Annotated in this window: 19 protein-coding genes; 7 read left to right on the top strand and 12 right to left on the bottom strand. The window is 69.1% G+C overall.

The genetic code is table 11. The annotated features are described in order from the left end of the window. Positions 1-40: 40 nt before the first annotated feature. Both MUU77_RS10780 and MUU77_RS10775 read left to right on the top strand, forming a co-directional pair. Positions 41-1,621 carry a calcineurin-like phosphoesterase family protein gene (locus tag MUU77_RS10780; protein ID WP_245086598.1) on the top strand — a complete coding sequence of 527 codons (1,581 nt, stop codon included), beginning with the start codon at positions 41-43 and terminating at the stop codon, positions 1,619-1,621. Between the two features lie 2 nt (positions 1,622-1,623). After that, positions 1,624-2,202, top strand: a complete 579-nt coding sequence (locus MUU77_RS10775; protein WP_245086595.1) for a YdeI/OmpD-associated family protein — start codon at positions 1,624-1,626, stop codon at positions 2,200-2,202. 154 nt (positions 2,203-2,356) lie between these two features. On the opposite strand, the gene MUU77_RS10770 is transcribed toward MUU77_RS10775, so the two are convergent. The 4 genes from MUU77_RS10770 to MUU77_RS10755 all read right to left on the bottom strand — a co-directional run bounded on the left by MUU77_RS10770 (position 2,357) and on the right by MUU77_RS10755 (position 5,331). Next, positions 2,357-3,226: an EamA family transporter gene (locus MUU77_RS10770; RefSeq protein WP_245086592.1), complete on the bottom strand. Its 870-nt coding sequence runs from the start codon at positions 3,224-3,226 to the stop codon at positions 2,357-2,359. Between the two features lie 9 nt (positions 3,227-3,235). Next, a complete protein-coding gene (gene mtnC, locus MUU77_RS10765) occupies positions 3,236-3,937 on the bottom strand; it encodes an acireductone synthase (RefSeq protein ID WP_245086589.1) in 702 nt (233 codons plus the stop codon). A 96-nt stretch (positions 3,938-4,033) separates the two neighbouring features. Then, positions 4,034-4,594 carry an acireductone dioxygenase gene (locus tag MUU77_RS10760; protein WP_245086586.1) on the bottom strand — a complete coding sequence of 187 codons (561 nt, stop codon included), beginning with the start codon at positions 4,592-4,594 and terminating at the stop codon, positions 4,034-4,036. 95 nt (positions 4,595-4,689) lie between these two features. Then, positions 4,690-5,331 (bottom strand): methylthioribulose 1-phosphate dehydratase, encoded by a 642-nt coding sequence (locus tag MUU77_RS10755; RefSeq protein WP_245086583.1) that lies wholly within the window; start codon positions 5,329-5,331, stop codon positions 4,690-4,692. A gap of 116 nt (positions 5,332-5,447) precedes the next feature. On the opposite strand from MUU77_RS10755, the gene MUU77_RS10750 reads away from it, so the two are divergent. Beyond that, entirely contained in the window at positions 5,448-5,777 is a 330-nt protein-coding gene (locus tag MUU77_RS10750; protein ID WP_245086580.1) for a high-potential iron-sulfur protein, read from the top strand. A 72-nt stretch (positions 5,778-5,849) separates the two neighbouring features. On the opposite strand, the gene MUU77_RS10745 is transcribed toward MUU77_RS10750, so the two are convergent. Together MUU77_RS10745 and MUU77_RS10740 are read right to left on the bottom strand one after the other, a co-directional pair. Then, positions 5,850-7,280 carry an amino acid permease gene (locus MUU77_RS10745; RefSeq protein WP_245086577.1) on the bottom strand — a complete coding sequence of 477 codons (1,431 nt, stop codon included), beginning with the start codon at positions 7,278-7,280 and terminating at the stop codon, positions 5,850-5,852. Positions 7,281-7,355: 75 nt separating this feature from the next. Continuing rightward, entirely contained in the window at positions 7,356-8,846 is a 1,491-nt protein-coding gene (locus MUU77_RS10740; protein ID WP_245086574.1) for an amino acid permease, read from the bottom strand. Positions 8,847-9,031: 185 nt separating this feature from the next. Here MUU77_RS10740 and MUU77_RS10735 point away from each other — a divergent pair, with 185 nt between their 5' ends. After that, entirely contained in the window at positions 9,032-9,598 is a 567-nt protein-coding gene (locus MUU77_RS10735; protein ID WP_245086572.1) for an NUDIX hydrolase, read from the top strand. A 143-nt stretch (positions 9,599-9,741) separates the two neighbouring features. Here MUU77_RS10735 and serA read toward each other — a convergent pair whose 3' ends face one another. After that, positions 9,742-10,983 carry a phosphoglycerate dehydrogenase gene (gene serA / locus MUU77_RS10730; protein WP_245086569.1) on the bottom strand — a complete coding sequence of 414 codons (1,242 nt, stop codon included), beginning with the start codon at positions 10,981-10,983 and terminating at the stop codon, positions 9,742-9,744. Positions 10,984-11,175: 192 nt separating this feature from the next. Here serA and MUU77_RS10725 point away from each other — a divergent pair, with 192 nt between their 5' ends. The 3 genes from MUU77_RS10725 (at position 11,176) to MUU77_RS10715 (ending at position 14,823) form a co-directional block, all read left to right on the top strand. Beyond that, on the top strand, positions 11,176-12,564 hold the full coding sequence (locus MUU77_RS10725) for an FAD-binding oxidoreductase (RefSeq protein WP_245086566.1): 1,389 nt from the start codon (positions 11,176-11,178) through the stop codon (positions 12,562-12,564). 139 nt (positions 12,565-12,703) lie between these two features. Beyond that, a complete protein-coding gene (locus MUU77_RS10720; RefSeq protein WP_245086563.1) occupies positions 12,704-13,003 on the top strand; it encodes a DUF2388 domain-containing protein in 300 nt (99 codons plus the stop codon). Beyond that, positions 13,003-14,823 carry a DUF4105 domain-containing protein gene (locus tag MUU77_RS10715; protein ID WP_245086560.1) on the top strand — a complete coding sequence of 607 codons (1,821 nt, stop codon included), beginning with the start codon at positions 13,003-13,005 and terminating at the stop codon, positions 14,821-14,823. Before MUU77_RS10720 ends, MUU77_RS10715 begins: the two co-directional genes overlap by 1 nt. A 5-nt stretch (positions 14,824-14,828) precedes the next feature. Here MUU77_RS10715 and yeiP read toward each other — a convergent pair whose 3' ends face one another. The 5 genes from yeiP to MUU77_RS10690 form a co-directional block, all read right to left on the bottom strand. Next, the gene (gene yeiP, locus MUU77_RS10710) at positions 14,829-15,395 is read right to left on the bottom strand and encodes an elongation factor P-like protein YeiP (RefSeq protein ID WP_245094387.1); all 567 of its coding nucleotides are present in this window, start codon (positions 15,393-15,395) and stop codon (positions 14,829-14,831) included. 111 nt (positions 15,396-15,506) lie between these two features. After that, complete coding sequence (locus MUU77_RS10705) at positions 15,507-16,277, bottom strand: SDR family NAD(P)-dependent oxidoreductase (protein WP_245086556.1); 771 nt, start codon at positions 16,275-16,277, stop codon at positions 15,507-15,509. A 228-nt stretch (positions 16,278-16,505) separates the two neighbouring features. Further along, positions 16,506-19,070, bottom strand: a complete 2,565-nt coding sequence (locus MUU77_RS10700) for an EAL domain-containing protein (RefSeq protein WP_245086553.1) — start codon at positions 19,068-19,070, stop codon at positions 16,506-16,508. Continuing rightward, positions 19,067-19,987: a hydroxymethylglutaryl-CoA lyase gene (locus MUU77_RS10695; RefSeq protein WP_245086550.1), complete on the bottom strand. Its 921-nt coding sequence runs from the start codon at positions 19,985-19,987 to the stop codon at positions 19,067-19,069. The genes MUU77_RS10700 and MUU77_RS10695 overlap by 4 nt, the downstream gene beginning before the upstream one ends. Continuing rightward, positions 19,984-20,601 carry a hypothetical protein gene (locus MUU77_RS10690; RefSeq protein WP_245086547.1) on the bottom strand — a complete coding sequence of 206 codons (618 nt, stop codon included), beginning with the start codon at positions 20,599-20,601 and terminating at the stop codon, positions 19,984-19,986. Before MUU77_RS10690 ends, MUU77_RS10695 begins: the two co-directional genes overlap by 4 nt. Between the last annotated feature and the right edge of the window lie 6 nt (positions 20,602-20,607).

Raw genomic sequence — 20,607 nt, 5'->3', positions numbered from 1 at the left:
CCTGCGCCATAATCCGCCGGTCGCCCCCGCTGGAGTCGCCGTGCGTGCTTCGTTCATCGTCCTGCTGCTGGCCTGCCTGGCCGTCCCCGCCCATGCGCTGCCGCCGCCCTGCAGCGGGGGACAGGTGTACGAGGACCGCAACGGCAACGGGACCCGCGACGCGGGGGAGCCTGGCCTGCCGGGCATCAAGGTGTCCAACGGTGTCGAGATCGCGGTCACGGATGCGCAGGGCGAATACGGGCTGGATTACGTCGATGGCCGCACGCTCTTCATCATCAAGCCGGCGGGCTACGAGCTGGCAGTGCGGCCGGACGGCCTGCCGGCCCGCTGGCGCAACCTGCAGTACCACGCCGGGCCGAGGCTGAAATACGGCGGCATCCCGCAGCGCCAGCCCGATTGCACGCACTTCGGGCTGCGTCCACGGCCGGTGGCGAAGGACGGCACGCTCGAGGTGCTGCTGTTCGCCGACAGCCAGACATCTTCGGTGAAGGACGTCGACTACTACTGGCGGGACATCGTGCAGCCGCTGGTCGGGAAGCACGGGGCCGCGCTGGGCCTGACCCTGGGCGATGTGACCAGCGACGACCTGTCGCTGTACCCGCAGATCCTGCGCACGACGATGAGCCTGCAGGTGCCCTGGCTGTTCATCCCGGGCAACCATGATCTCGATTTCGATGCCGCCGGCGATGAGGATTCGCTGCGCACGTTCCGCCATCACCTGGGACCGGACACGTTCGCGTGGGAAGAAGAGGCCGCCACCTTCATCGGCCTGGATGACGTGGTCTACCAGCCCGGGGGCACGCCTGCGTACTTCGGCGGGCTGCGCGAGGACCAGTTCGCTTTCCTGCAGGCGTACCTGCCCACGGTCCGCAAGGACCGCCTGCTGGTGATCGGCGTGCACATCCCGTTCTACGAACCCGGCGCGCGCGGTTTCCGCGCCGCCGACCGGAAGCGCCTGTTCGCGTTGCTGGCGGACTTTCCGCACGTGCTGCTGCTCAGCGGGCACACCCACACCCAGCGGCACTGGTACCACGATGCTTCCACCGGCTGGCACGGCGAGAAGCCGCTGCACGAATACAATGTCGGCGCCGCCTGCGGCGCCTACTGGTCGGGCGTGAAGGACGCCGACGGCATTCCCGACACGACGATGGCCGACGGTACGCCCAATGGCTACGCGCGGTTGCGCGTGCGCGCGGGCGGCGGGTACGCGCTGTCGTGGCATCCGGCGCGCGGGGCGGACGACAGCGGCATCGGCCTGCACGCGCCGCGGGTACTGCGCAAGGGCGCGTATCCGGCGTGGGGCGTGTTCGCCAATGTCTACATGGGCGATGCGCAGACCCGTGTGGAATACCGTATCGACGGCGGCGAATGGAAACCGATGAAGCGCGTGGAGCAGCCGGATCCACGGCTGCTGGTGGAGAACATGCGCGACGACACGAGCGATGCCTTGCGTGGCTACGACCGCTCCCCGGAAGCCGAAGCGTCCCCGCACCTGTGGCGCGGCGCGCTGCCCACCGACCTGGCCGAAGGCGAGCATGCGGTCGAGGTGCGCGCCTTCGACCGCTGGCGCGGCGAACACTCGGCCCGCACGTCGTATCGCCTGCAGATGGCGGAGCCCTGATCATGGCCGCGACGGAACTTCCCATCGAACATTTCGTGGACGCTGCGGCGTGGGAACGCTGGCTGGAGCGACATCCGGGATCCACGGGCGTGTGGCTGAAGATCGCCAAGAAGGACTCGGGCGTCGCGTCGGTGAGCTACGCCGAGGCGCTGGACGTGGCGCTGTGCCATGGCTGGATCGACGGCCAGAAGAAGGGCTTCGACGCGCAGTGCTTCCTGCAGCGCTTCACGCCGCGCCGGGCGCGCAGCACGTGGTCCAAGATCAACGTGGCCAGGATCGAAGCCCTGGTCGCGGCCGGGCGGATGCGGCCGGCGGGCATGCGCGAGGTCGAGGCCGCCAGGGCCGATGGCCGGTGGGACGCGGCCTACGATGGCGCCGGATCGATGGAGGTGCCGGTGGAACTCGCCCGGGCGCTGGCGAAGAACCGCAAGGCCCGGGCCTTCTTCGACACGCTCGACAAGACCAACCGGTACGCGGTGTGCTGGCGCGTGCAGACGGCGGTGAAGCCGCAGACCCGGCAGGCCCGCGTGGAGAAGCTGGTTGCCATGCTCGCGCGCGGCGAGAAGATCCACGGGTCCTGAAACGGAAACGCCTCCCGGAGGAGGCGTCCTGGAACCTGGCGGGCGAGCGGGGGCTGGCGGGCGAGGTCCACGTAGCGGGCTGGCGAAGGCGGGCGGGCGACGTGGCGCGCAGTCTAGCCAGATCGCCCCGACCGTGCGGAAACGCGAATCGCTATCAGCGCGAAGCGCTGGCGCGCACGCTGAGCCAGGCACCCGTCAGCAGCAGGGCGATGGCGATCGCGTGGATCCCGTGCGCCTGCGCGCGGCCGGACGCCACCAGCAGCAGGGTCGACAGCAGCGGCGCGAGGTAGGACAGGCTGCCCAGCAGGGCGATGTCGCCGCGCTTGGTGCCGTGGTCCCACAGCCAGAACGCCGCGCCCACCGGACCGATGCCCATCACGACCAGGACCTGCCACTGGGTGGCGTCCGGCGCGACCGTGCGCTCGAACAGCAGGTGCGTCGCGGCGCCCAGCACCGAGACGCACGCGCAGGCCACGGTGATGGCGGCGGTGGGGACATCGGCGAAGCGGCGGTTGATCACCGAATACGCGGCCCAGATCACCGCGGCGCCCAGCGCGGCGAGGTAGCCCGGCACGTGCGCACTGTCGATCTGCAGGCCATGCCCGCGGGTCACCAGCAGCACCGCGGCCACCAGGCCCAGCAGCGTGCCCGCCCACTGCCCGGCACGCACCGTCACCCCGCCCACCAGGCCGGCGAACACCACGATCAGCAGCGGCCACAGGTAGTTGAGCAGGTTCGCCTCCACCGCCGGCGCGCGCTTGAGCGCGATGAAATAGAGCGCGTGGTAGCCGAACAGCGCCAGCGTGGACAGCGCCAGTGCCGCGCCGGGCTGGCGCAGCTCGTGCCAGCCCGCCGCGCCGCGTAGCGCCGCGCGCGCCAGGCCCAGCAGCGCCGCAATGCCGAAGCTGACCGCCAGCACCTGGAACGGCGGCAGGTTGCCGGTCGCGGTCGTCAGCACCGCCAGCGAAGCCCACAGCAGGATGGCGGCCAGCCCGGTCAGCGTGGCCGTGCGTTGCGACGCCATGGAGCGGACTCAGTCGGGCAGCGCGATGTCGGCGAACGATGCCACGCGCACATGCCCGTGCGCGGCCTCGCCTTCGCGGGGCCGCGGGTAATCGTCCAGCCGGTCGATCAGGCGCGTCTGCACCCCGGCCTCGCGCGCGGCATCCAGTTCTTCCACCACATCGGACAGGAACAGGATGGCGCTGGCGGGCACGCCGATGCGCCCGGCGATCATCCGGTAGCTGTCCGCCTCGCGCTTGCCGCCGACCTCGGTGTCGAACCAGCCGGAAAACAGCGGTGTCAGGTCGCCGGCATCGCTATGGCCGAAGAACAGCTTCTGTGCCGGCACCGAGCCGGACGAATACACGTACAGCGGGTAACCGCGCGCGTGCCAGTCGCGCAGCGCCGGCGCCGCGTCGGGATAGATGTGGGCGGTGAAGTCGGCATCGCGGTAGCCCGCCTCCCAGACCATGCCCTGCAGCGCCTTCAGCGCCGTGTGCTTGCGGTCCTGGTCGATCCAGCCCTGCAGCGTCTCCACGATGACGTCGTCGCTGCAGATGCTGCCGTGCTCGGTGGCCACCACGTCCAGCCAGCGGCGGACGTCCGGGTCGTCGCGATGGTCGCGCACAAAGCCGGGCAGGGCGCGTCGCGCGTAAGGGAACAGCACGTCCTTCACGAACGAGATGCTGCTGGTGGTGCCTTCGATGTCGGTCAGGATGGCGGAAACGGGCATGGCAAGGGGGCGGGGGGAAAGAGGGGGAGGGCTTCAGCCCTGACCGCTGGCTGTCCGTTTCATCCGCGAGTCGGGGCCAAACCCCGCCAGCGGATATCAGTGTCCTTCGGTCAGACCGTCGTAGCGCGGGAACTGCTGGGCGATGGTGGTGCCGGTGAAGTGGCCCACCCAGCCATCCGGCTCGGTGAAGAAGCGGATGGCGACGAAGCGCGGCTCCGGGCCCATGTCGAACCAGTGCAGCGCGCCGTCCGGCACGGCGATCAGGTCCTCCTGCACGCACTCGATCTCATAGACCCTGCCATCCACGTGCAGCGTGAACAGGCCCGAGCCCGCCACGAAGAAGCGCACCTCGTCTTCCTTGTGGTAGTGCTCGTCGAGGAACTTGGCGCGCATCGCCTCGCGCTGCGGGTGGTCCGGCGCGATGCTGACCACGTCGACGCTCTTGAAGCCGCGCTCGGCCACCAGGCGGTCGATGTCGGCGCGATAGGCGTCCATCACCTCTTCCGGCGAGGCGCCCGGTTCGACCGGCTTGTTCGCCTTCCAGCGCTCGAACGTCACCCCGATCTTCTTCAGCTCGGTGGCGATGAAGTCCGGATCGTAGCTGGCGAACTCCGGGGTGGACGGGTCGGATTCCTTGAAGATGCGCAGGCGGCTCATGGCGGTGGCGTGAGGCGGCGAGGGGGGCGTTAGAGTAGCAAACCCGGCCCGGACACCCGGTTGCGGAAAGGTAACGCGGGGATGACCGGCGGTCGTCAGCCGCGGCAGCCGAGCTTGCGCAGCTCCAGTTCGGCCGCGAACAGGAACTCGAAGGCTTCCAGGTGCCGGCGCGCCTCGGCCATGGTGCGGCCCCATGCGTACAGGCCGTGGCCGTCGATCAGGTAGCCCCACAGCGGCTGCCGGTCCAGCAGCGCGTCGACCTGGGCGGCCAGGGTCGGCATGTCCTGGGTGTTGGCGAACACCGGCACGTCGATGGCCATCTCGTGGGTGTGGTTGCCGTGGAAGGCCTTCAGCAGCTCGAAACCCTCCAGCCGGACATGGCCGGCGCCGGCGAACAGGCGCGAGGCCACCGTCTGCACCAGCGAGTGCGTGTGCAGCACGCAGCCGATCTCGGGGTAACGCCGGTAGAGCTGGGTGTGCAGCAGGGTTTCCGCCGAGGGGCGATGGTCGCTGCCGACGGCCTTGCCCTCGAAGTCCACCACCATGATGTCCGCCTCCACCAGCCGGCCCTTGTCGCGGCCGGAGACGGTGATGGCCGCATGCTCCTCGTCCAGCCGCTGCGAGAAATTGCTGCTGGTGGCCGGGGTCCAGCCCAGCTGCGACAGCTCGCGCACATTGGCAATGATGGACTGCGCGCGGTCGCGCAGCTGGTCGGCGTCGTAGGGCAGGGTGTTCATGGCGCGCATTCTAGCGGAACCCGTCCGCACGCCCGCAGGGTCCATTGATCCTGCGCAATGCCGGAGCCGGACGCGGGCGCGATACTGGCGACTCCTTCCCGCAGGTGCCCAGCCAGATGAGCCACGATGCCTCCCGCCGCCGTTTCCTGACCACCACCCTGACCGCCGCCGCCGTGGCCCCGCTGGCCTGGCATATGGGGCGCGCCGAGGCCGCCGCGCCTGCCGCCCTGCCCAAGCTGGATGCCAACAATCCGACCGCCAAGGCGCTGGCCTACACCGAGAACGCCGCCACCGCGAAGCACCCCAAGCACAAGGCCGGCGACCAGTGCGCCAACTGCAACTTCTTCAAGGCGGCGGCGGGCCAGGCCTATGGCCCGTGCACGCTGTTCCCCAAGAACTCGGTCGCCGCGAAGGGCTGGTGCAGCGCCTGGGCCAAGAAGCCCTGATACGTCCGGTTTGCGGAAAGCGAAAAGGCGCGGGTGACCGCGCCTTTTCCCTGTTCCACCCGCCGGCTCCGTTCAGCGCGGCGTGCGCAGGCGGCTGTGGCGGTAGCCGTACAGGAAATAGATCAGGAAGCCGACGGCGGTCCACACGCCCATCAGCATCCAGTTGTGCGCCGTCATCGCCGACAGCAGCGCCATGCAGCTCAGCACGCCCAGCGAGCAGACCAGCCAGGCCGCGGGAATGCGGAACGGACGCGGCAGGTCCGGCTGCGTGCGGCGCAGCACCAGCACGCCCACGCAGACCGAGGCGAAGGCGATCAGGGTGCCCATCGAGGTCAGTTCGCCCAGGATGTCCAAGGGGAACAGCGCCGCCAGCAGGGCGATGCCGACGCCGGTGATGACCGTGTTGATGTGCGGCGTGCGGTATTCCGGATGGATCTTGGTGAACACCGGCGGCAGCAGGCCGTCGCGGCCCATGATCATGAAGATGCGCGGCTGGCCGATGATCATCACCAGCACCACCGAGGACAGGCCGATCAGCGCGCCGATCTCCACCGTCACCCGCAGCCAGCCCAGTTCCGAATGCGCGGCCACCGCGGTGACCACCGGCTCGGCCGTGCCCAGCGCGGTGTAGGGCACCAGGCCGGTCATCACCGCGGCCATGGCGATGTAAAGCACCGTGCAGATGGCCAGCGAGGCCAGCATGCCGACCGGCAGGTCCTTCTGCGGGCGATGCGATTCCTGCGCCGCCACCGACACCGCCTCGAAGCCGATGTAGGCGAAGAACACCATCGCCGCACCGCGCAGCACGCCCTCCCAGCCGAACTTGCCCGGGCCCTCGTTGGCGGGAATGAACGGCTGCCAGTTGCCCGGGTCGACGTACTGCCAGCCGGCGACGATGACCAGCAGGATCAGCCCGGTCTTCAGCACCACCATGGCCATGTTCATGGCCGACGACTTGCGGATGCCCACGTAGCACAGCCAGGTCAGCAGCAGCACGATGACAGCGGCGGGCACGTTGGCGATGGCGCCGGTCGGCCGCAGTTGCGCGTCCAGCGGCGCGCTGACCAGCGCCTGCGGCAGGTAGATGTTGAAGTGTTCGAGCAGGCTGAGGAAGTAGCCGGTCCAGCTGACCGCCACCGCCGAGGCCGATACCCCGTACTCGAGGACGAGCATCCAGCCGATGAACCACGCGGTCAGTTCGCCCAGGGTCGCGTAGGTATAGGTGTAGGCGCTGCCGGAGACCGGCACCATCGCCGCGAATTCGGCATAGGCCAGTGCGCAGAACGTGCAGCAGATGGCGGCCAGCACGAACGACAGCATGATGGCGGGGCCGGCGTGGTTGGCCGCGGCCTGTCCGGTGATCACGAAGATGCCGCCGCCGATCACCGCGCCGATGCCCAGCGCGGTCAGGCCCCAGGGGCCGAGCGTGCGGCGCAGGCTGAGCCCTTCGGCTTCGGTATGGGCGGCGTGGGGGTGCTTGGTGGCCAGGAGCTGTCGGAGCATCGTGCGTGGTCTCGGGACGTTATCGAGGAGTACAACCAAAAAGGCCGGCGGTGTGCCCGCCGGCCTTGAAGACGATCAGGCGCGCTGCCTGAGTTTGCTGTTCCGGAAGCCGTAGGCGAAGTAGATCACCTGCCCCAGCACCGTCCAGCCCACGAAGATCTGCCAGTGCTCCATGAACGACTGCATGAACAGGAACAGGCAGGCCAGCACGCCCAGCGGGCAGATCAGCCAGAACATGGGCACGCGGAACGGGCGGGCGAGGTCGGGGCGGGTGAAGCGCAGCACCAGCACGCCGAGGCAGACGGTGGCGAACGCCAGCAGCGTGCCCATCGAGACCAGTTCGCCCAGCACGCTGAGTGGCATGAAGCCGGCCAGCAGGCAGGCCAGCACGCCGACGATGATCGTGCCGACGTAGGGCGTATGGAACTTCGGGTGCACCTTGCCGAACAGGCGCGGCAGCAGCCCGTCGCGGGACATCGAATAGAAGATGCGCGGCTGCGCCATCAGCATGACCAGGATCACCGACGACAGGCCGGCGATGGCGCCGATCTCCACCGCGGTCTTCAGCCAGCCGACGCTGGCGCCCGGATCGGCCTTGAGGACTTCTTCCAGTGCCGTGGCCACCGGCTTGGCGGTGCCCAGCAGGCTGTAGTGGGTCATGCCTGTCAGCACCGCGCAGACGGCGATGTAGATGACGGTGCAGATGGCCAGCGAACCCAGGATGCCCTTGGGCATGTCGCGCTGCGGATTCTTCGCTTCGCCGGCCGCGGTGGAAACCGCGTCGAAGCCGATGTAGGCGAAGAACACGATGGTCGCCGCGCGGAACACGCCGTCCATGCCGAACTGTCCGGGACCGGTGTTCTCGGGGATGAAGGGTGTCCAGTTGGCCGGGTCCACGTACTGCACGCCGAAGCCCAGGAAGGCCGCGATCACGACCACCTTGATCGCCACGATGATCGCGTTGACGAAGGCCGACTGGGTGATGCCGACGTAGCACAGGCCACTGACCGCCGCGACGATCAGCACGGCGGGCAGGTTGATGATGCCGTTGGTGGCGACGAAGCCGCCGTCGGTCCAGGTGATGGGCGCGGTGGCCAGCTGCTCGGGGAAGGGTACGCCCACCGTAGTGGTGAGGAAGCTCACCAGATAGCCCGACCAGCCCACCGCCACGGTGGACGATGCGAACAGGTATTCCAGTACCAGGCACCAGCCGATGAACCACGCCACCGCTTCGCCCAAGGTGGCGTAAGAGTAGGAGTACGCGCTGCCGGACACCGGCATCATCGAGGCGAACTCGGCGTAGCACAGGCCCGCCATGGCGCAGGCGAAGCCGGCCAGCACGAAGCTCAGCATGATCGCCGGGCCGGCATGGTTGGCCGCGGCCTGGCCGGTCAGCACGAAGATGCCCGCGCCGATCACCGCGCCCACGCCCAGCATGACCAGGTGCTTGGCCGTCAGCGTCCGTTTCAGGGTGGCTTCGCCGTCCAGGCTGCCTTCGAAGGGTTCACCGGCATCGACGTGGCCTGCCGGCGCGACCGGCTTGACCCTGAACAGAGCTTTGAGCATTCGCAGCGTCCCCTGAGATGACTGAGTGCCGGCGGAAGGCCCACCGAGCGGTGACAACGGTCATGGGGACGGTCCCCACGGAAGGCCGTACCTTGCCAAAGCGGGCGGGGGATCACAAGCGCGGGTGCAGCATGGCCGGCGATAATCGGCACCGCCCTCGCCACCGTCGAAAGGAAAAGCACGTCGTGTCAGCCGCTTATGCTTCGCTACGAGAACACCTGGCCGATTACCGCCGCCGCTGGCCCGACGAAGAAGAGGTCATCGCACATTTCCTGGCGCTGCTGGACGCGCCGGCCAATCCGTTCGTCCGCGAGCGGCTGGAAGGCCACCTGACCGGCGGTGCGTGGCTGGTCAGCGGCGATGGCCTGCGCATCCTCATGACCCATCACCGCAAGCTGGACCGCTGGCTGCAACTGGGCGGGCACGCCGATGGCGACACCGACATGGCCCGCGTCGCGCTGAAGGAAGCCCAGGAGGAGTCGGGCCTGTCCGACCTGGCCGTGGAGGGCGGCATCTTCGATCTGGACCGCCACTGGATACCCGAGCGCAAGGGGGTGCCGGGCCATTGGCACTACGACGTGCGCTACGTGGTGCGTGCAGGCGGCAGCGAAGACTACGTGGTCAGCGAGGAGTCGCTGGACCTGGCCTGGCGCGAGATCGCCCCGCTCGCCGACGAGCCGGACGCATCCCTCAGCCGCATGGCGCGCAAATGGCTGACGACCCGGTCCGCAAGCGAGGACGGACCTCTGTAGGCGCGCCCTCGGGCGCCATGCTTTGTAGGAGCGCCCTTGGGCGCGATGCTTTTTTCTGTGAGGTCTCAAAAGCATCGCGGGCATGGCCCGCTCCTACAGGCGTCCATGCGAGCGATCGCGGGAACGCAGGCACATCGTCCCGCTCAATACAGCACGCGCACCCGCAACGTGCCGGCGATGGCCGCCATCGCCTCGCGCAGGCTGGTGGTCTGTTCCTCGTCGGCGGTGACGTCGATGACCACGTAGCCGACCTTGGGGTCGGTGCGCAGGAACTGCCCGTCGATGTTGATGCCGCGGTCGCGGAAGATGTCGTTGATCTGCGACAGCACGCCCGGCACGTTGCGGTGGATGTGCAGGATGCGGCGGCTGCCGTCGTGGCCGGGCAGGGTGACCTCGGGGAAGTTCACCGCCGACAGCGTGCTGCCGTTGTCGCTGTAGCGCACCAGCTTGGCCGCCACCTCGATGCCGATGTTGTCCTGCGCTTCCAGGGTGGAGCCGCCGACGTGGGGCGTGAGGATGACGTTGTCCAGCCCGCGCAGCGGCGATTCGAACGATTCGGCATTGCCCTTGGGTTCGACCGGGAACACGTCCACCGCCGCGCCGCCCACCTGGCCCGACTTCAGCGCAGCGGCCAGCGCGTCGATATCGACCACCGTGCCGCGCGAGGCGTTGATCAGGTGCGCGCCGGGCTTCATGCCGGCGATCTGCGCCGCGCCGAACATGCCCTGGGTGGCCGGCGTTTCCGGCACGTGCAGGGTCACCACGTCGCTCTGCGCCAGCAGGTCGTCCAGGCCGATGGCCGGGCGCGCGTTCCCCAGCGAGAGCTTGGTCTCGATGTCGTGGAACAGCACGTGCATGCCCAGCGCCTCGGCCAGCACGCCCACCTGGGTGCCGATGTGGCCGTAGCCGATGATGCCCAGGGTCTTGCCGCGCACCTCGTGGCTGCCCGCGGCCGACTTGCTCCAGCCGCCGCGGTGGCACTGGGCGTTCTTCTGCGGAATGCCGCGCATCAGCATGATGGCCTGGGCGATGACCAGCTCGGCCACGCTGCGGGTGTTGGAATAGGGCGCGTTGAAGACCGGGATGCCGGCCAGCTCGGCGGCGTCCAGATCCACCTGGTTGGTGCCGATGCAGAAGCAGCCCACCGCGATGAGGCGGCGCGCATGGGCCAGCACCTCATCGCTCAGGTGCGTGCGCGAACGGATGCCGACGATGTGGGCCTCGGCGATGCGGCGCTTCAGCTCGTCTTCCGGCAGGGACTTCTCGTGGAACTCGATCTGCGTGTAGCCCGCCGCCCGGAATGTCTCCACCGCGGTCTGGCTGACCCCCTCCAGCAACAGTACGCGGATGTCCTGCTTCGGGTACGAGGTCTTCTTGTTCGACATTGCCGGAAGGTCGCAGCGGGGAATGGAAAGGGGTCGCCACTATGCCAGATGCGCGCCGTCCATGCTGCGGCGCGGAATGGAATGCTGGGTTGCCGGTTTTCCGGCTTGGTTGCCCATGAAACGACTCGCCGTCGGCTGGACGCCGCACGGCATCGCTGGCACCCTGAGCGCCCCCGAAAATCCACCCGTGCAATGAGCGATCCGCGCCTGCAAGCCCTGCTCGACGCCGCCCCCGCGCTGCGCCTGAAGACCGACCCTGCCGACCTGGAGCATTACGGCCGCGACTGGACCCGGCGCTGGACCCCCGCGCCGTTGGCCATCGCCTTGCCGGGCTCGGTGGAGGAGGTGCAGGCGGTGCTGCGCTGGGCGAACGCACAGGGCATCGCGGTGGTGCCTTCCGGCGGCCGCACCGGCCTGTCCGGTGGCGCCGTGGCGGCGAACGGCGAACTGGTGCTCAGCCTGGAACGCATGAACCAGGCGATCGATTTCAATGCGGTCGACCGCACCTTGACCGTGCAGGCCGGCATGCCGCTGGAGGCCGTGCACAATGCGGCGCGCGAGCAGGGCCTGGTCTACCCGGTGGATTTCGCCTCGCGGGGCTCGTGCGCCATCGGCGGCACCATCGCCACCAACGCGGGCGGCATCCGGGTGATCCGCTACGGCAACACGCGCGAGTGGATCGCCGGCCTGAAGGTGGTCACCGGCGCCGGCGACGTGCTGGAGCTCAACAAGGCGCTCATCAAGAACTCCAGCGGCTACGACCTGCGCCATCTGTTCATCGGGTCCGAGGGCACGCTGGGCGTGGTGGTGGAAGCCACCGTGCGCCTGACCGATCCGCCGCCGCCGACCAACGTCATGCTGCTGGCGCTGCCCTCGTTCGAGGTGCTGATGCAGGTCTTCGCCGCGTTCCGCGAGCGCCTGCAACTGGAGGCCTTCGAGTTCTTCACCGACCGCGCGCTGCACCACGTGCTGGCGCACGGTGCGCAGAAGCCCTTCGATCAGGCGCATCCGTACTATGTGGTCACCGAGTTCGCCATCGGCGACGAGGCGCAGGAAGCCGCCGCGATGGCCGCCTTCGAGGCCTGCATGGAGCAGGGCTGGGTCAGCGACGGCGTGATCAGCCAGTCCGATGCCCAGGCCGCGCAGCTGTGGCGACTGCGCGAAGGCATCACCGAAGCGCTGGCCCGCTACGTGCCCTACAAGAACGATGTGTCGGTGCGCATCTCGGCCATGCCGGCGTTCCTGGCCGAGACCCAGGCCCTGCTGGGGGAGGCGTATCCGCAGTTCGAGGTGGTGTGGTTCGGCCACATCGGCGACGGCAACCTGCACATCAACGTGCTGAAGCCCGATGGCATGGAGAACGCGGAGTTCGTCGCCCAGTGCGAGCAGGTCACCAAGCTGCTGGCGGCATCGCTGAAGCGCCACCAGGGCAGCATTTCGGCCGAACACGGCATCGGCCTGGTGAAGAAGGGCTATCTGGAGAGCACGCGCAGCGCCGAGGAGATCGCGGTGATGCGGGGCATCAAGCGGGTGCTGGATCCCAGCGGCCTGATGAATCCGGGCAAGCTGTTCGACAGCTGACACGCGTTCGCCACCCGCGACCCGGCCCCGATGCGGGCGATGCTCCCGCGAGCGGCCGGATTCAGGCGCTCGCCGGGCATTTGCGGGTAATCTTTGCGCTCCGCGCCGGTGACGGCGTTCCCCCCATGTGGAAACATCCATGTCCCGATTGATCCTGGCCGGCGTGCTGCTGGCGTTCTCCGTGCCGGCACTCGCCGGCAGCTTCGCCGGCTCGTCGGCAGGCGCTTCTTCGGCCGGTTCGTCGGCCTCGTCCGACAGCTCGTCTGGCGACGACAAGATCGTCGTGCAGGCGCGCGAGGATGCCGCCAGTTTCGTCGCCAGCAATGGCCGCATCCGCGGCGCCCAGTTGGAAGCCGCGCTGCGCCACCTGCGCGAAACGGACCAGGCCGCGCGCCGCGCCAGCGACATGCAGCTGGCGCAGGCCATCCTGGCCCGTTGATGCACCTGCGTCGGCCCCGGGGCCGGCGCATCGCCGCGCTCCTGCTGTGGGCGTGGCTGGGTCCGGTGGCGACGGCGACCGCGCTCGAGATCGATCCCACGCATCTGGCCACGGAAGACATCGCCGCGACGCAGGCGCTGGTGGACGATGTGCTGCCGCGTCTGCCGCAGGCATGGCGTGACGGCTTGCCCGCCGGGCTGGTCCTGGAATGGCGGGACGGCCTGCCCGCGCATGTCGCCGGCCGCCGGGTCGGCGACCGCATCCTGCTGCCGCGCCGCCTGCTGGAGGCGTGGCGGGCCCGCGATCCCGTGGCGACGGAAGACGAGCCGCGGCGCGCTGTCCGCCATGCGCTGGTGCACGAACTGGCCCACGCCTACGACCGTGCGCAGCGCAACGCCCTGTCCGGCGATGCGCGCCTGCGCGATCTGGCGGGATGGCAGCACAGTGTGTTCGCCCTCGCGGGGCGTCGTTCCCGCAACGACTTCGTCGGGCGTACGCCCGATCCGTACGAGCTGCGGCGTCCGTCCGAATACGTGGCGGTGAACCTGGAGCATTTCGTGCTCGACCCCACCTACGGGTGTCGGCGCCCGGCGCTGCATCGCCATTTCTCGGCCCACTTCGGCGTGCCGGTGCCGACGCAGGCCTGCGCGCCCGGACTGCCGTTCCTGGACGTGGATGCCGAGGCGGGCGAGGCCTCGTTGCTGGCGCTGGATCCCGCCCGCGTCTACGAGGTGGACTACCTGCTGGCCGAAGGCAACACCCAGGCGATGAGCCGCTGGGGACACAGCATGCTGCGGCTGGTGGTGTGCGCACCCGGACGCGTGCCGGGGCCCGGATGCAGGCTGGACCTGGCCCATCATCGCGTGCTGTCGTTCCGCGCCTTCGTCGGCGACGTGCAGATTTCCGGCTGGCGCGGGCTGACCGGCTCGTATCCCTCGCGCCTGTTCCTGCTGCCGCTGGACCAGGTGATCGAGGAGTACACCCGGGTCGAGCTGCGTGGCCTGCAGTCCATACCGTTGCGGCTGCAGAAGCACGAAATCGCATCGCTGCTGGAGCGCGCCGCGCAGCTGCACTGGAGCTACGACGGACGCTACTACTTCATCGGCAACAACTGCGCGGTGGAGACCTGGAAGCTGCTGCACGACGGCGTCCCCCGCCTCGCGGACGCCTCGTTGGCCAGCATCACGCCCACCGGGCTGCTGCGGAAGCTGGAGCGGGAAGGCATCGCCGATCGTCGTCCGCTCGCCGACGCGGATGAGGCCCGCCGCCTGGGGTACTACTTCGAACCGGCGAGTGCGCGCTACGAGGCCCTGTTCGCCGTCGCGCGGGAGGCGCTGGCGCTGCCGCAACGGGACGCCCGGGCGTGGCTGGCGCTGCCGCCAGGCGAGCGCGCGCGCTGGTTGCCACAGGCGGACCTGAAGGCGAGCGCGGCCCTGCTGGTGCTGGAGAATGCGGCGCAGCGCCGGCAGCAGCTCCTGCTGCGCGATGAACTCAAACGGCGCTACCTCGGGAACGACGTGCCCGACGGTGCGGCGGCTGCGCTGGAAGCGCTGAAGGCATGGCTGGGGGATACCGGCTTCGTCAGCCGGCCCGCCGAACTGGCGGGAGAGGGCTATGGATTGCCGCAATCCGCCGAGCGCGCGCGCATCGTCGCCGAAGCGCAGGCGAGGGTGGCGCGATTGCGCAGCCAAGACGCATCGCTGCGCCGGGACCTGGAACGCTGGCTTCCCGAGGACCAGCGCGAGGCCCTGCGCGGCATCGGGGCCAACCTGGAGACGATCGGCGCGCGCCTGCGGGCCCTTGCCGCAGGCGCGTCGTAGCGGTGTCAGTCGGCGCGGCCGCCGAATTCGCCCGTGGTCGTGTTGACCAGGATGCGCTCGCCGGTGGTGATGTACTCCGGCACCATGATTTCCAGGCCGGTGCTGAGCCTGGCCGGCTTCGGCCGCTTGGTGGCGGTACCGCCCTTCAGTTCCGGCGGCGTTTCCACCACTTCCAGGGTCACGTGCTGCGGAAGCTGCAGCGCGACCGGCAGTTCGTCGATCACCTGCACGTAGCAGCCGCTCAGGCCGTCGGTAATGTAACCGGCGTCGTCGCCGATGACGTTCGCGTCCAGCGTGTACGGCGTGTAGTCCTCATCGTCCAGGAACACGAACGCATCGCCATCCTTGTACGAATACGTGGCCTGGCGGCGCAGCAGTTCCACTTCGGTCAGGCTGTCGTCGGCGTCGAAGCTGGCGTCCAGCTTGTTGCCGCCCGGCACGCTGTACATGATGAAACGGAAGCGCACGTTGCCGCCGCGGCCCTGCGGCGAGCTGCGCTCGATGTCGCGGATCTGGTACACGCCGCCGTTGTGTTCGACGACGTTGCCCTTCTTGATCTCGAAAGCTTTCATGGTGATGACCGTGGACAGGGGAAGAAGAGGGTCGTAGGAGCGGGCCATGCCCGCGATGCTCTTCTGGCATCGCGGCGGAAAGCATCGCGGGCATGGCCCGCTCCTACGGGTTCATTTCGGTGCCAGACGCACCGCGCCATCCAGGCGGATGGTCTCGCCGTTGAGGTAGGCGTTGCCCAGGATGTAGGCGACCAGGTCGGCGAATTCTTCCGGCTTGCCCAGGCGGGACGGGAAGGGGATCGAGGCGCTGAGCGATTGCTGCACGGCCTCCGGCATGCCATCGACCATCGGCGTCCAGAAGATGCCCGGGGCCACCGTCATCACGCGGATGCCGAAGCGCGACAGTTCGCGCGCCATCGGCAGGGTCATGCCCACCACGCCGCCCTTCGATGCCGAATAGGCGGCCTGGCCGATCTGGCCTTCGTACGCGGCCACGCTGGCGGTGTTGACGATCACGCCACGCTCGCCGTCGCCGTTCGGCGCGTTGTGCTGCATGAGGTCGGCGGCGGCCTTGGCCACGTTGAAGCTGCCCACCAGGTTGACCATCACCGTGGTCTGGAACGTCGACAGCGGCATCGGCGCCTCCTTGCCCAGCACCCGGCCGGCGCCCAGGATGCCGGCGCAGTTGATCGCGGCATTCAGCCCGCCCAGGGCGTCCTTCGCCGCGGCGATGTTGGCGGCCACGCCGGCCTCATCGGTCACGTCGGTGCGGAAGTAACGGACGTTGGCCTGGCCGAGCTCGGCGACCGCCGCCGCGCCCTTGTCGTCGTTGACGTCGAACAGCGCGGCCTTGCCGCCGTGGGCGACGAGATGGCGGGCGACGGCCAGCCCCAGGCCGGAGACGCCGCCGGTGATGACGGCACGGGTATCGGAAAGCTGCATGCGGCGGACCTGCTGCGGAAAAGCCGGCATTTTACGCGATGGCGGAGGCGGCGGTGCCATGAACCAGGTGTAGGAGCGACGTGATTCGCGACCGCACACCAGGGCAGGCTGGGTGACGGGTCGGCGCGCTGCGCCTGCGAGGTGAAGCTTTGCAATCCACGGGAGAGGACGTGGGGAGTTCGAGGTCTCCGGTTGCGACTCACGTCGCTCCTACAGGGATCACGCCGTTCAGGCGTGCAGCGCCCGCTCCAGCGGGCTGTCGGCCAGCCGCCGCGCGAATTCGTCCGGCGACAGGCCGGGCGCGAACAGGAAGCCCTGGCCGACGGGGACGCCGAGATTCAGCAGGAACTGTCGCTGTGCCTCGGACTCGACGCCTTCGGCCACCAGTCCCAGTCCCAGGCTGCGGGCGATGGCCGAGACGGCCTGGCAGACGGCCACGTCCGAGCGGTTGTTGGGCACGCCCTCGGTGAACAGCGGGCTGAGCTTCAGGCCGTGGATGGGCAGGCGGCGCAGGTAGTTCAGCGCGCTGTAGCCCTCGCCGAAGTCGTCGATGGTCAGCATCACGCCCAACTGGCGCAGGTCGGCGAAGGTGCGCAGCGTGGCCGGGGCGTCCTCGATCAGCACCCGCTCGGTGAATTCCAGCTCCAGCGCCGCGCCGGGCAGGTCGAACTCGGTGAGGATCGCGCGCACGCGGTCGGCGAGGTCGTCGCCGGCGAACTGGCGGTACGACACGTTCACCGCCACCCGCACGATGCCCAGCCCCTGGTCGCGCCACGCCGCCACCTGGCGACAGGCTTCGCGCAGCACCCAGCTGCCGATGCGCACGATGTCGCCGGTCGTCTCCGCATGGCTGATGAACACGTCCGGCCGCAGTTCGCCCAACTGGTGGTTCTGCCAGCGGATCAGCGCCTCGCCGGCGATGATGCGGCCGTTGCGCAGGTCCACCTGGGGTTGGTAGACCAGCCGGAACTCCTCGTTGTCCACCGCCCGTCGCAGCTGGGTCTCGATCTGCAGGCGGTCCTGCTGGCGCTGCGCCAGTTCCTGGGTGAAGCTCTGCCAGCCGTTGCGCGCGCGATGCTTGCTGTCGTACATGGCGATGTCGGCGTTCTGGATCAGCTGCTGCGGGCGCAGGCCGTCGCGGGGCGAGACCGCCAGGCCGATGCTGGCGGTGATGGCGAACTCGTCCTTGCCGAAGCGGAATGCGTCGGCGAAGGCCCCCAGCACCGCGTGCGCCAGCTTTTCCGGCAGAAGGGGGTCCTCGCCGGCATCGCAGATCACCAGGAACTCGTCGCCGCCGAAGCGCGCGATCATGCCGTCGGTGCCCACCGCGCCGCGGATGCGGTCCGAGGCCTGCACCAGCAGTTCGTCGCCGGCGTTGTGCCCCAGCACGTCGTTGACCATCTTGAAGCGATCCAGGTCGATGTAGAGCACCGCCACCTGCGCGCGTTCGGGATCGGCCAGGCGCATCCCCAGTTCGGTCAGTACGGCGTCGCGGTTCATCAGCCCGGTCAGGGGATCGGTGCGCGCCTGGATGCGCAGCGTCTCCTCGGCCTGCTTGTCCTGCGAAATGTCCTGCATGGTGCCGGTGATGCGCGAGGCGCCCGGATCGCCGGGTTCGGCGTCGCCGATCACCCGGATCCAGAACGGATGTCCGTCGGCCTGGGTGCCCTGCAGTTCCAGGTCGAAGCCCTGGCCGCCGGCGGTGATCAGGTCCAGCGCGCCACGCAGGCGGCGGCGGTCGGATTCGCGCAGGCAGGACAGCACGTCGTCCAGCGTCACCAGCGGGCGCGCCGCGCCGAGGATGCGCTGGGCTTCGTCGGTCAGGTAGACACGGTCGCGGCCGATGTCCCATTCCCAGCCGCCGATGTGGGCCAGCGACTGGGCGCGGTCGAACAGCGCGCTGTCGCGCTTGAGTTCGGTGACGTCGCTGAACAGCGTGGTCACCTGCGACGGGCGGCTTTCGCCGGGAGCGAACTGCGGCACCGAAGTGGCGGTCAACCAGATCAGGTGCTTGCGTTCGCGGTGGTACATGCCCAGCAGCACGCTTTCCACCATCTGCCCGGTATCCAGCGCCCGCTGCGCGGGCAGCTCGTGGCGCTGCATCTCGCGCCCGTGCTCGTCGACGATGTGCCAGTGGTCCAGGGCCAGTTCCTGGCCGACGCGCTGGTCCTCGCGGATGCCGAAGATGCGCATGGCCGCGCCATTGCAATACTGCACCACCAGCTCGCGGTTGTTGACCACGATCCCTTTGTCGATGGTTTCCATCAGCTCGCGGTAGCGCATTTCCGCGAGCCGCCGGCTGCTGATGTCGCGCGCGACGGCGACGATGCTCTTGCGCCCGTCGAAGTTGATGTTGGCCGAATGCACTTCCACCGGGAACCGCGTGCCGTCGCCCCGCATGTTGGTGACTTCGATGACGTAGGTCTCGCCGCGGTTCAGTGTTTCCCACACCGGCACCAGGTGGTCGCGCGGCAGGTCCGGATTGAGTACGTTGATGTTGCGCCCGACGATCTCCTCGCGCGGCCGCTGGTAGGCCAGCATGCCGGCCTTGTTGAGGTCCAGCACCGTGCCGTCCTCGGCGATGATGCTGACCGGGTCGGGTACCGCGTCGAACAGGTTGCGGTAGCGCGAACGTTCGGTGTCGGCTTCGTACTGCTTGGCGAGCAGGGCATCGCGTGCCTGACGCAGGAGCAGGGCGGTGGCGTCATCGGGGCCGCGTTCGGCGGCAGCGCGCTCCAGCGCGGCGACGAGCGCCGGCAGGTCGAGACCTCCGCTGGCCGCGTCATGGTTCATGTGGCGGCCGCCAGCGCCTTGCCGACGCGACTGCCGGTCTCGCGGCCCAGCCGGGACGCCAGCCAGCGACCGGTGTCGGCCAGCAGGTCCAGGTCCACGCCGGTGCGCAGGCCCTGGCCGTGCAGCAGGTAGACCACGTCCTCCGTGGCGACGTTGCCGCTGGCGCCCTTCGCGTAGGGGCATCCGCCGGCGCCGGAGACCGCGGCATCGGCCACGCGCACGCCCGCGTCCAGGCAGGCCAGCAGGTTGGCCAGCGCCTGGCCGTAGGTGTCGTGGAAATGCACGGCCAGTGCCGGCAGGGGCACCTCGGATGCGACCGCCTTCAGCATCTCGGCCGCCTTGCGCGGGGTACCCACGCCGATGGTGTCGCCCAGCGAGATCTCATAGCAGCCCAGGGCATGCAGCTGTTTCGCCACGCGCACCACGTCGGCCAGCGGCACCTCGCCCTGGTAGGGGCAGCCGAGCACGGTGGAGACATAGCCGCGGACTTTCACGCCATCGGCGGCGGCGCGTGCCAGCACGGGGCGGAAACGCTCGATGGATTCGTCGATGGAGGCGTTGATGTTCTTCCGGTTGAAGGCTTCGGACGCGGCGGTGAACACCGCCACTTCCTCCACGCCCACGGCGCGTGCACGGTCGTAGCCTGTCTCGTTCGGCACCAGCACCGGGTACGCCGTGCCCGGCCGCCGCCGGATGGCCGAGAACACCTCGGCCGCATCGGCCAGCTGGGGCACCCATTTGGGACTGACGAAGCTGGTAGCCTCGATGGTCAGCAGGCCGGTACGCGACAGGCGGTCGATCAGCTCCACCTTGTCGGCGGTGGCCACCTGCACCTTCTCGTTCTGCAGGCCGTCGCGAGGCCCGACCTCGACAATGCGCACGAAGTCGTCGGCCGGCGGGAGGGCGGGTGCGTTCACGGGCGCTTTCCCGGCTTCGCGCGCCGCATGCGCAAGGTCTTCGAGGTGCCGTCGAAGGCGTCGAACAGGTCCGGATGTTCGCGCAGCAGCTCGCGCAGCTGCGCGGGGCCGCCTTCGAACAGGTAGGTACTGGCGTCCGCCTCGCGGGCCTTCAGGGTGCCCTGTTGGACCTGCTGCATGATGGTGACCGTGTCGAGCATCGCGACCTGCAGCGTATCGTCGCGGATGCGGTATTTCAGCAACGTGACGGCGCCCGCGGGCATGCCTTTGGGTATCGGCGGCGCGGCGGCCTGGCCGGTACCGAACAGGCCTTCCAGTTCCTTGAAGCCCAGGGCGAGGTAGCGTTCGCCGTCCACCTCGAAGCCCAGCGCGTCGAAGCCGGGCTCGTCCCGGCGATTGTCGTCGCGCAGGCGAACATGGCAGGCCGCGTCGACTTCGGCGTAATCGTCCTTGCCCAGCGGCACGCGATCCTGCGGGCTGTCGGGCAGGGGAATCCAGCGTCCGACCAGGGCCGGGTCGCAGGTCAGCGGGGCCGGGGCTTGTTCGAACATGACGCATCCGGTCAACAGGCCGGCCGCCAGCAGCACGACGATCCACGCACGCAGGGGCGCCATGGGGCC

The sequence above is a fragment of the Pseudoxanthomonas sp. F37 genome (assembly GCF_022965755.1).
Lineage (GTDB): Bacteria > Pseudomonadota > Gammaproteobacteria > Xanthomonadales > Xanthomonadaceae > Pseudoxanthomonas_A.
The sequence above is the reverse complement of the archived record's forward strand: the minus strand, read 5'-3'. Positions and strand labels throughout refer to the sequence as shown.

What these genes read in the sequence shown, in the direction of transcription:
- MUU77_RS10775 (WP_245086595.1), top strand. Translation starts at nt 1,624, where the DNA reads ATGGCCGCGACGGAACTTCCCATCGAACATTTCGTGGACGCTGCGGCG.
- MUU77_RS10770 (WP_245086592.1), bottom strand. Translation starts at nt 3,226, where the DNA reads ATGGCGTCGCAACGCACGGCCACGCTGACCGGGCTGGCCGCCATCCTG.
- mtnC (WP_245086589.1), bottom strand. Translation starts at nt 3,937, where the DNA reads ATGCCCGTTTCCGCCATCCTGACCGACATCGAAGGCACCACCAGCAGC.
- MUU77_RS10760 (WP_245086586.1), bottom strand. Translation starts at nt 4,594, where the DNA reads ATGAGCCGCCTGCGCATCTTCAAGGAATCCGACCCGTCCACCCCGGAG.
- MUU77_RS10755 (WP_245086583.1), bottom strand. Translation starts at nt 5,331, where the DNA reads ATGAACACCCTGCCCTACGACGCCGACCAGCTGCGCGACCGCGCGCAG.
- MUU77_RS10750 (WP_245086580.1), top strand. Translation starts at nt 5,448, where the DNA reads ATGAGCCACGATGCCTCCCGCCGCCGTTTCCTGACCACCACCCTGACC.
- MUU77_RS10745 (WP_245086577.1), bottom strand. Translation starts at nt 7,280, where the DNA reads ATGCTCCGACAGCTCCTGGCCACCAAGCACCCCCACGCCGCCCATACC.
- MUU77_RS10740 (WP_245086574.1), bottom strand. Translation starts at nt 8,846, where the DNA reads ATGCTCAAAGCTCTGTTCAGGGTCAAGCCGGTCGCGCCGGCAGGCCAC.
- serA (WP_245086569.1), bottom strand. Translation starts at nt 10,983, where the DNA reads ATGTCGAACAAGAAGACCTCGTACCCGAAGCAGGACATCCGCGTACTG.
- MUU77_RS10725 (WP_245086566.1), top strand. Translation starts at nt 11,176, where the DNA reads ATGAGCGATCCGCGCCTGCAAGCCCTGCTCGACGCCGCCCCCGCGCTG.
- MUU77_RS10720 (WP_245086563.1), top strand. Translation starts at nt 12,704, where the DNA reads ATGTCCCGATTGATCCTGGCCGGCGTGCTGCTGGCGTTCTCCGTGCCG.
- MUU77_RS10715 (WP_245086560.1), top strand. Translation starts at nt 13,003, where the DNA reads ATGCACCTGCGTCGGCCCCGGGGCCGGCGCATCGCCGCGCTCCTGCTG.
- yeiP (WP_245094387.1), bottom strand. Translation starts at nt 15,395, where the DNA reads ATGAAAGCTTTCGAGATCAAGAAGGGCAACGTCGTCGAACACAACGGC.
- MUU77_RS10705 (WP_245086556.1), bottom strand. Translation starts at nt 16,277, where the DNA reads ATGCAGCTTTCCGATACCCGTGCCGTCATCACCGGCGGCGTCTCCGGC.
- MUU77_RS10700 (WP_245086553.1), bottom strand. Translation starts at nt 19,070, where the DNA reads ATGAACCATGACGCGGCCAGCGGAGGTCTCGACCTGCCGGCGCTCGTC.
- MUU77_RS10690 (WP_245086547.1), bottom strand. Translation starts at nt 20,601, where the DNA reads ATGGCGCCCCTGCGTGCGTGGATCGTCGTGCTGCTGGCGGCCGGCCTG.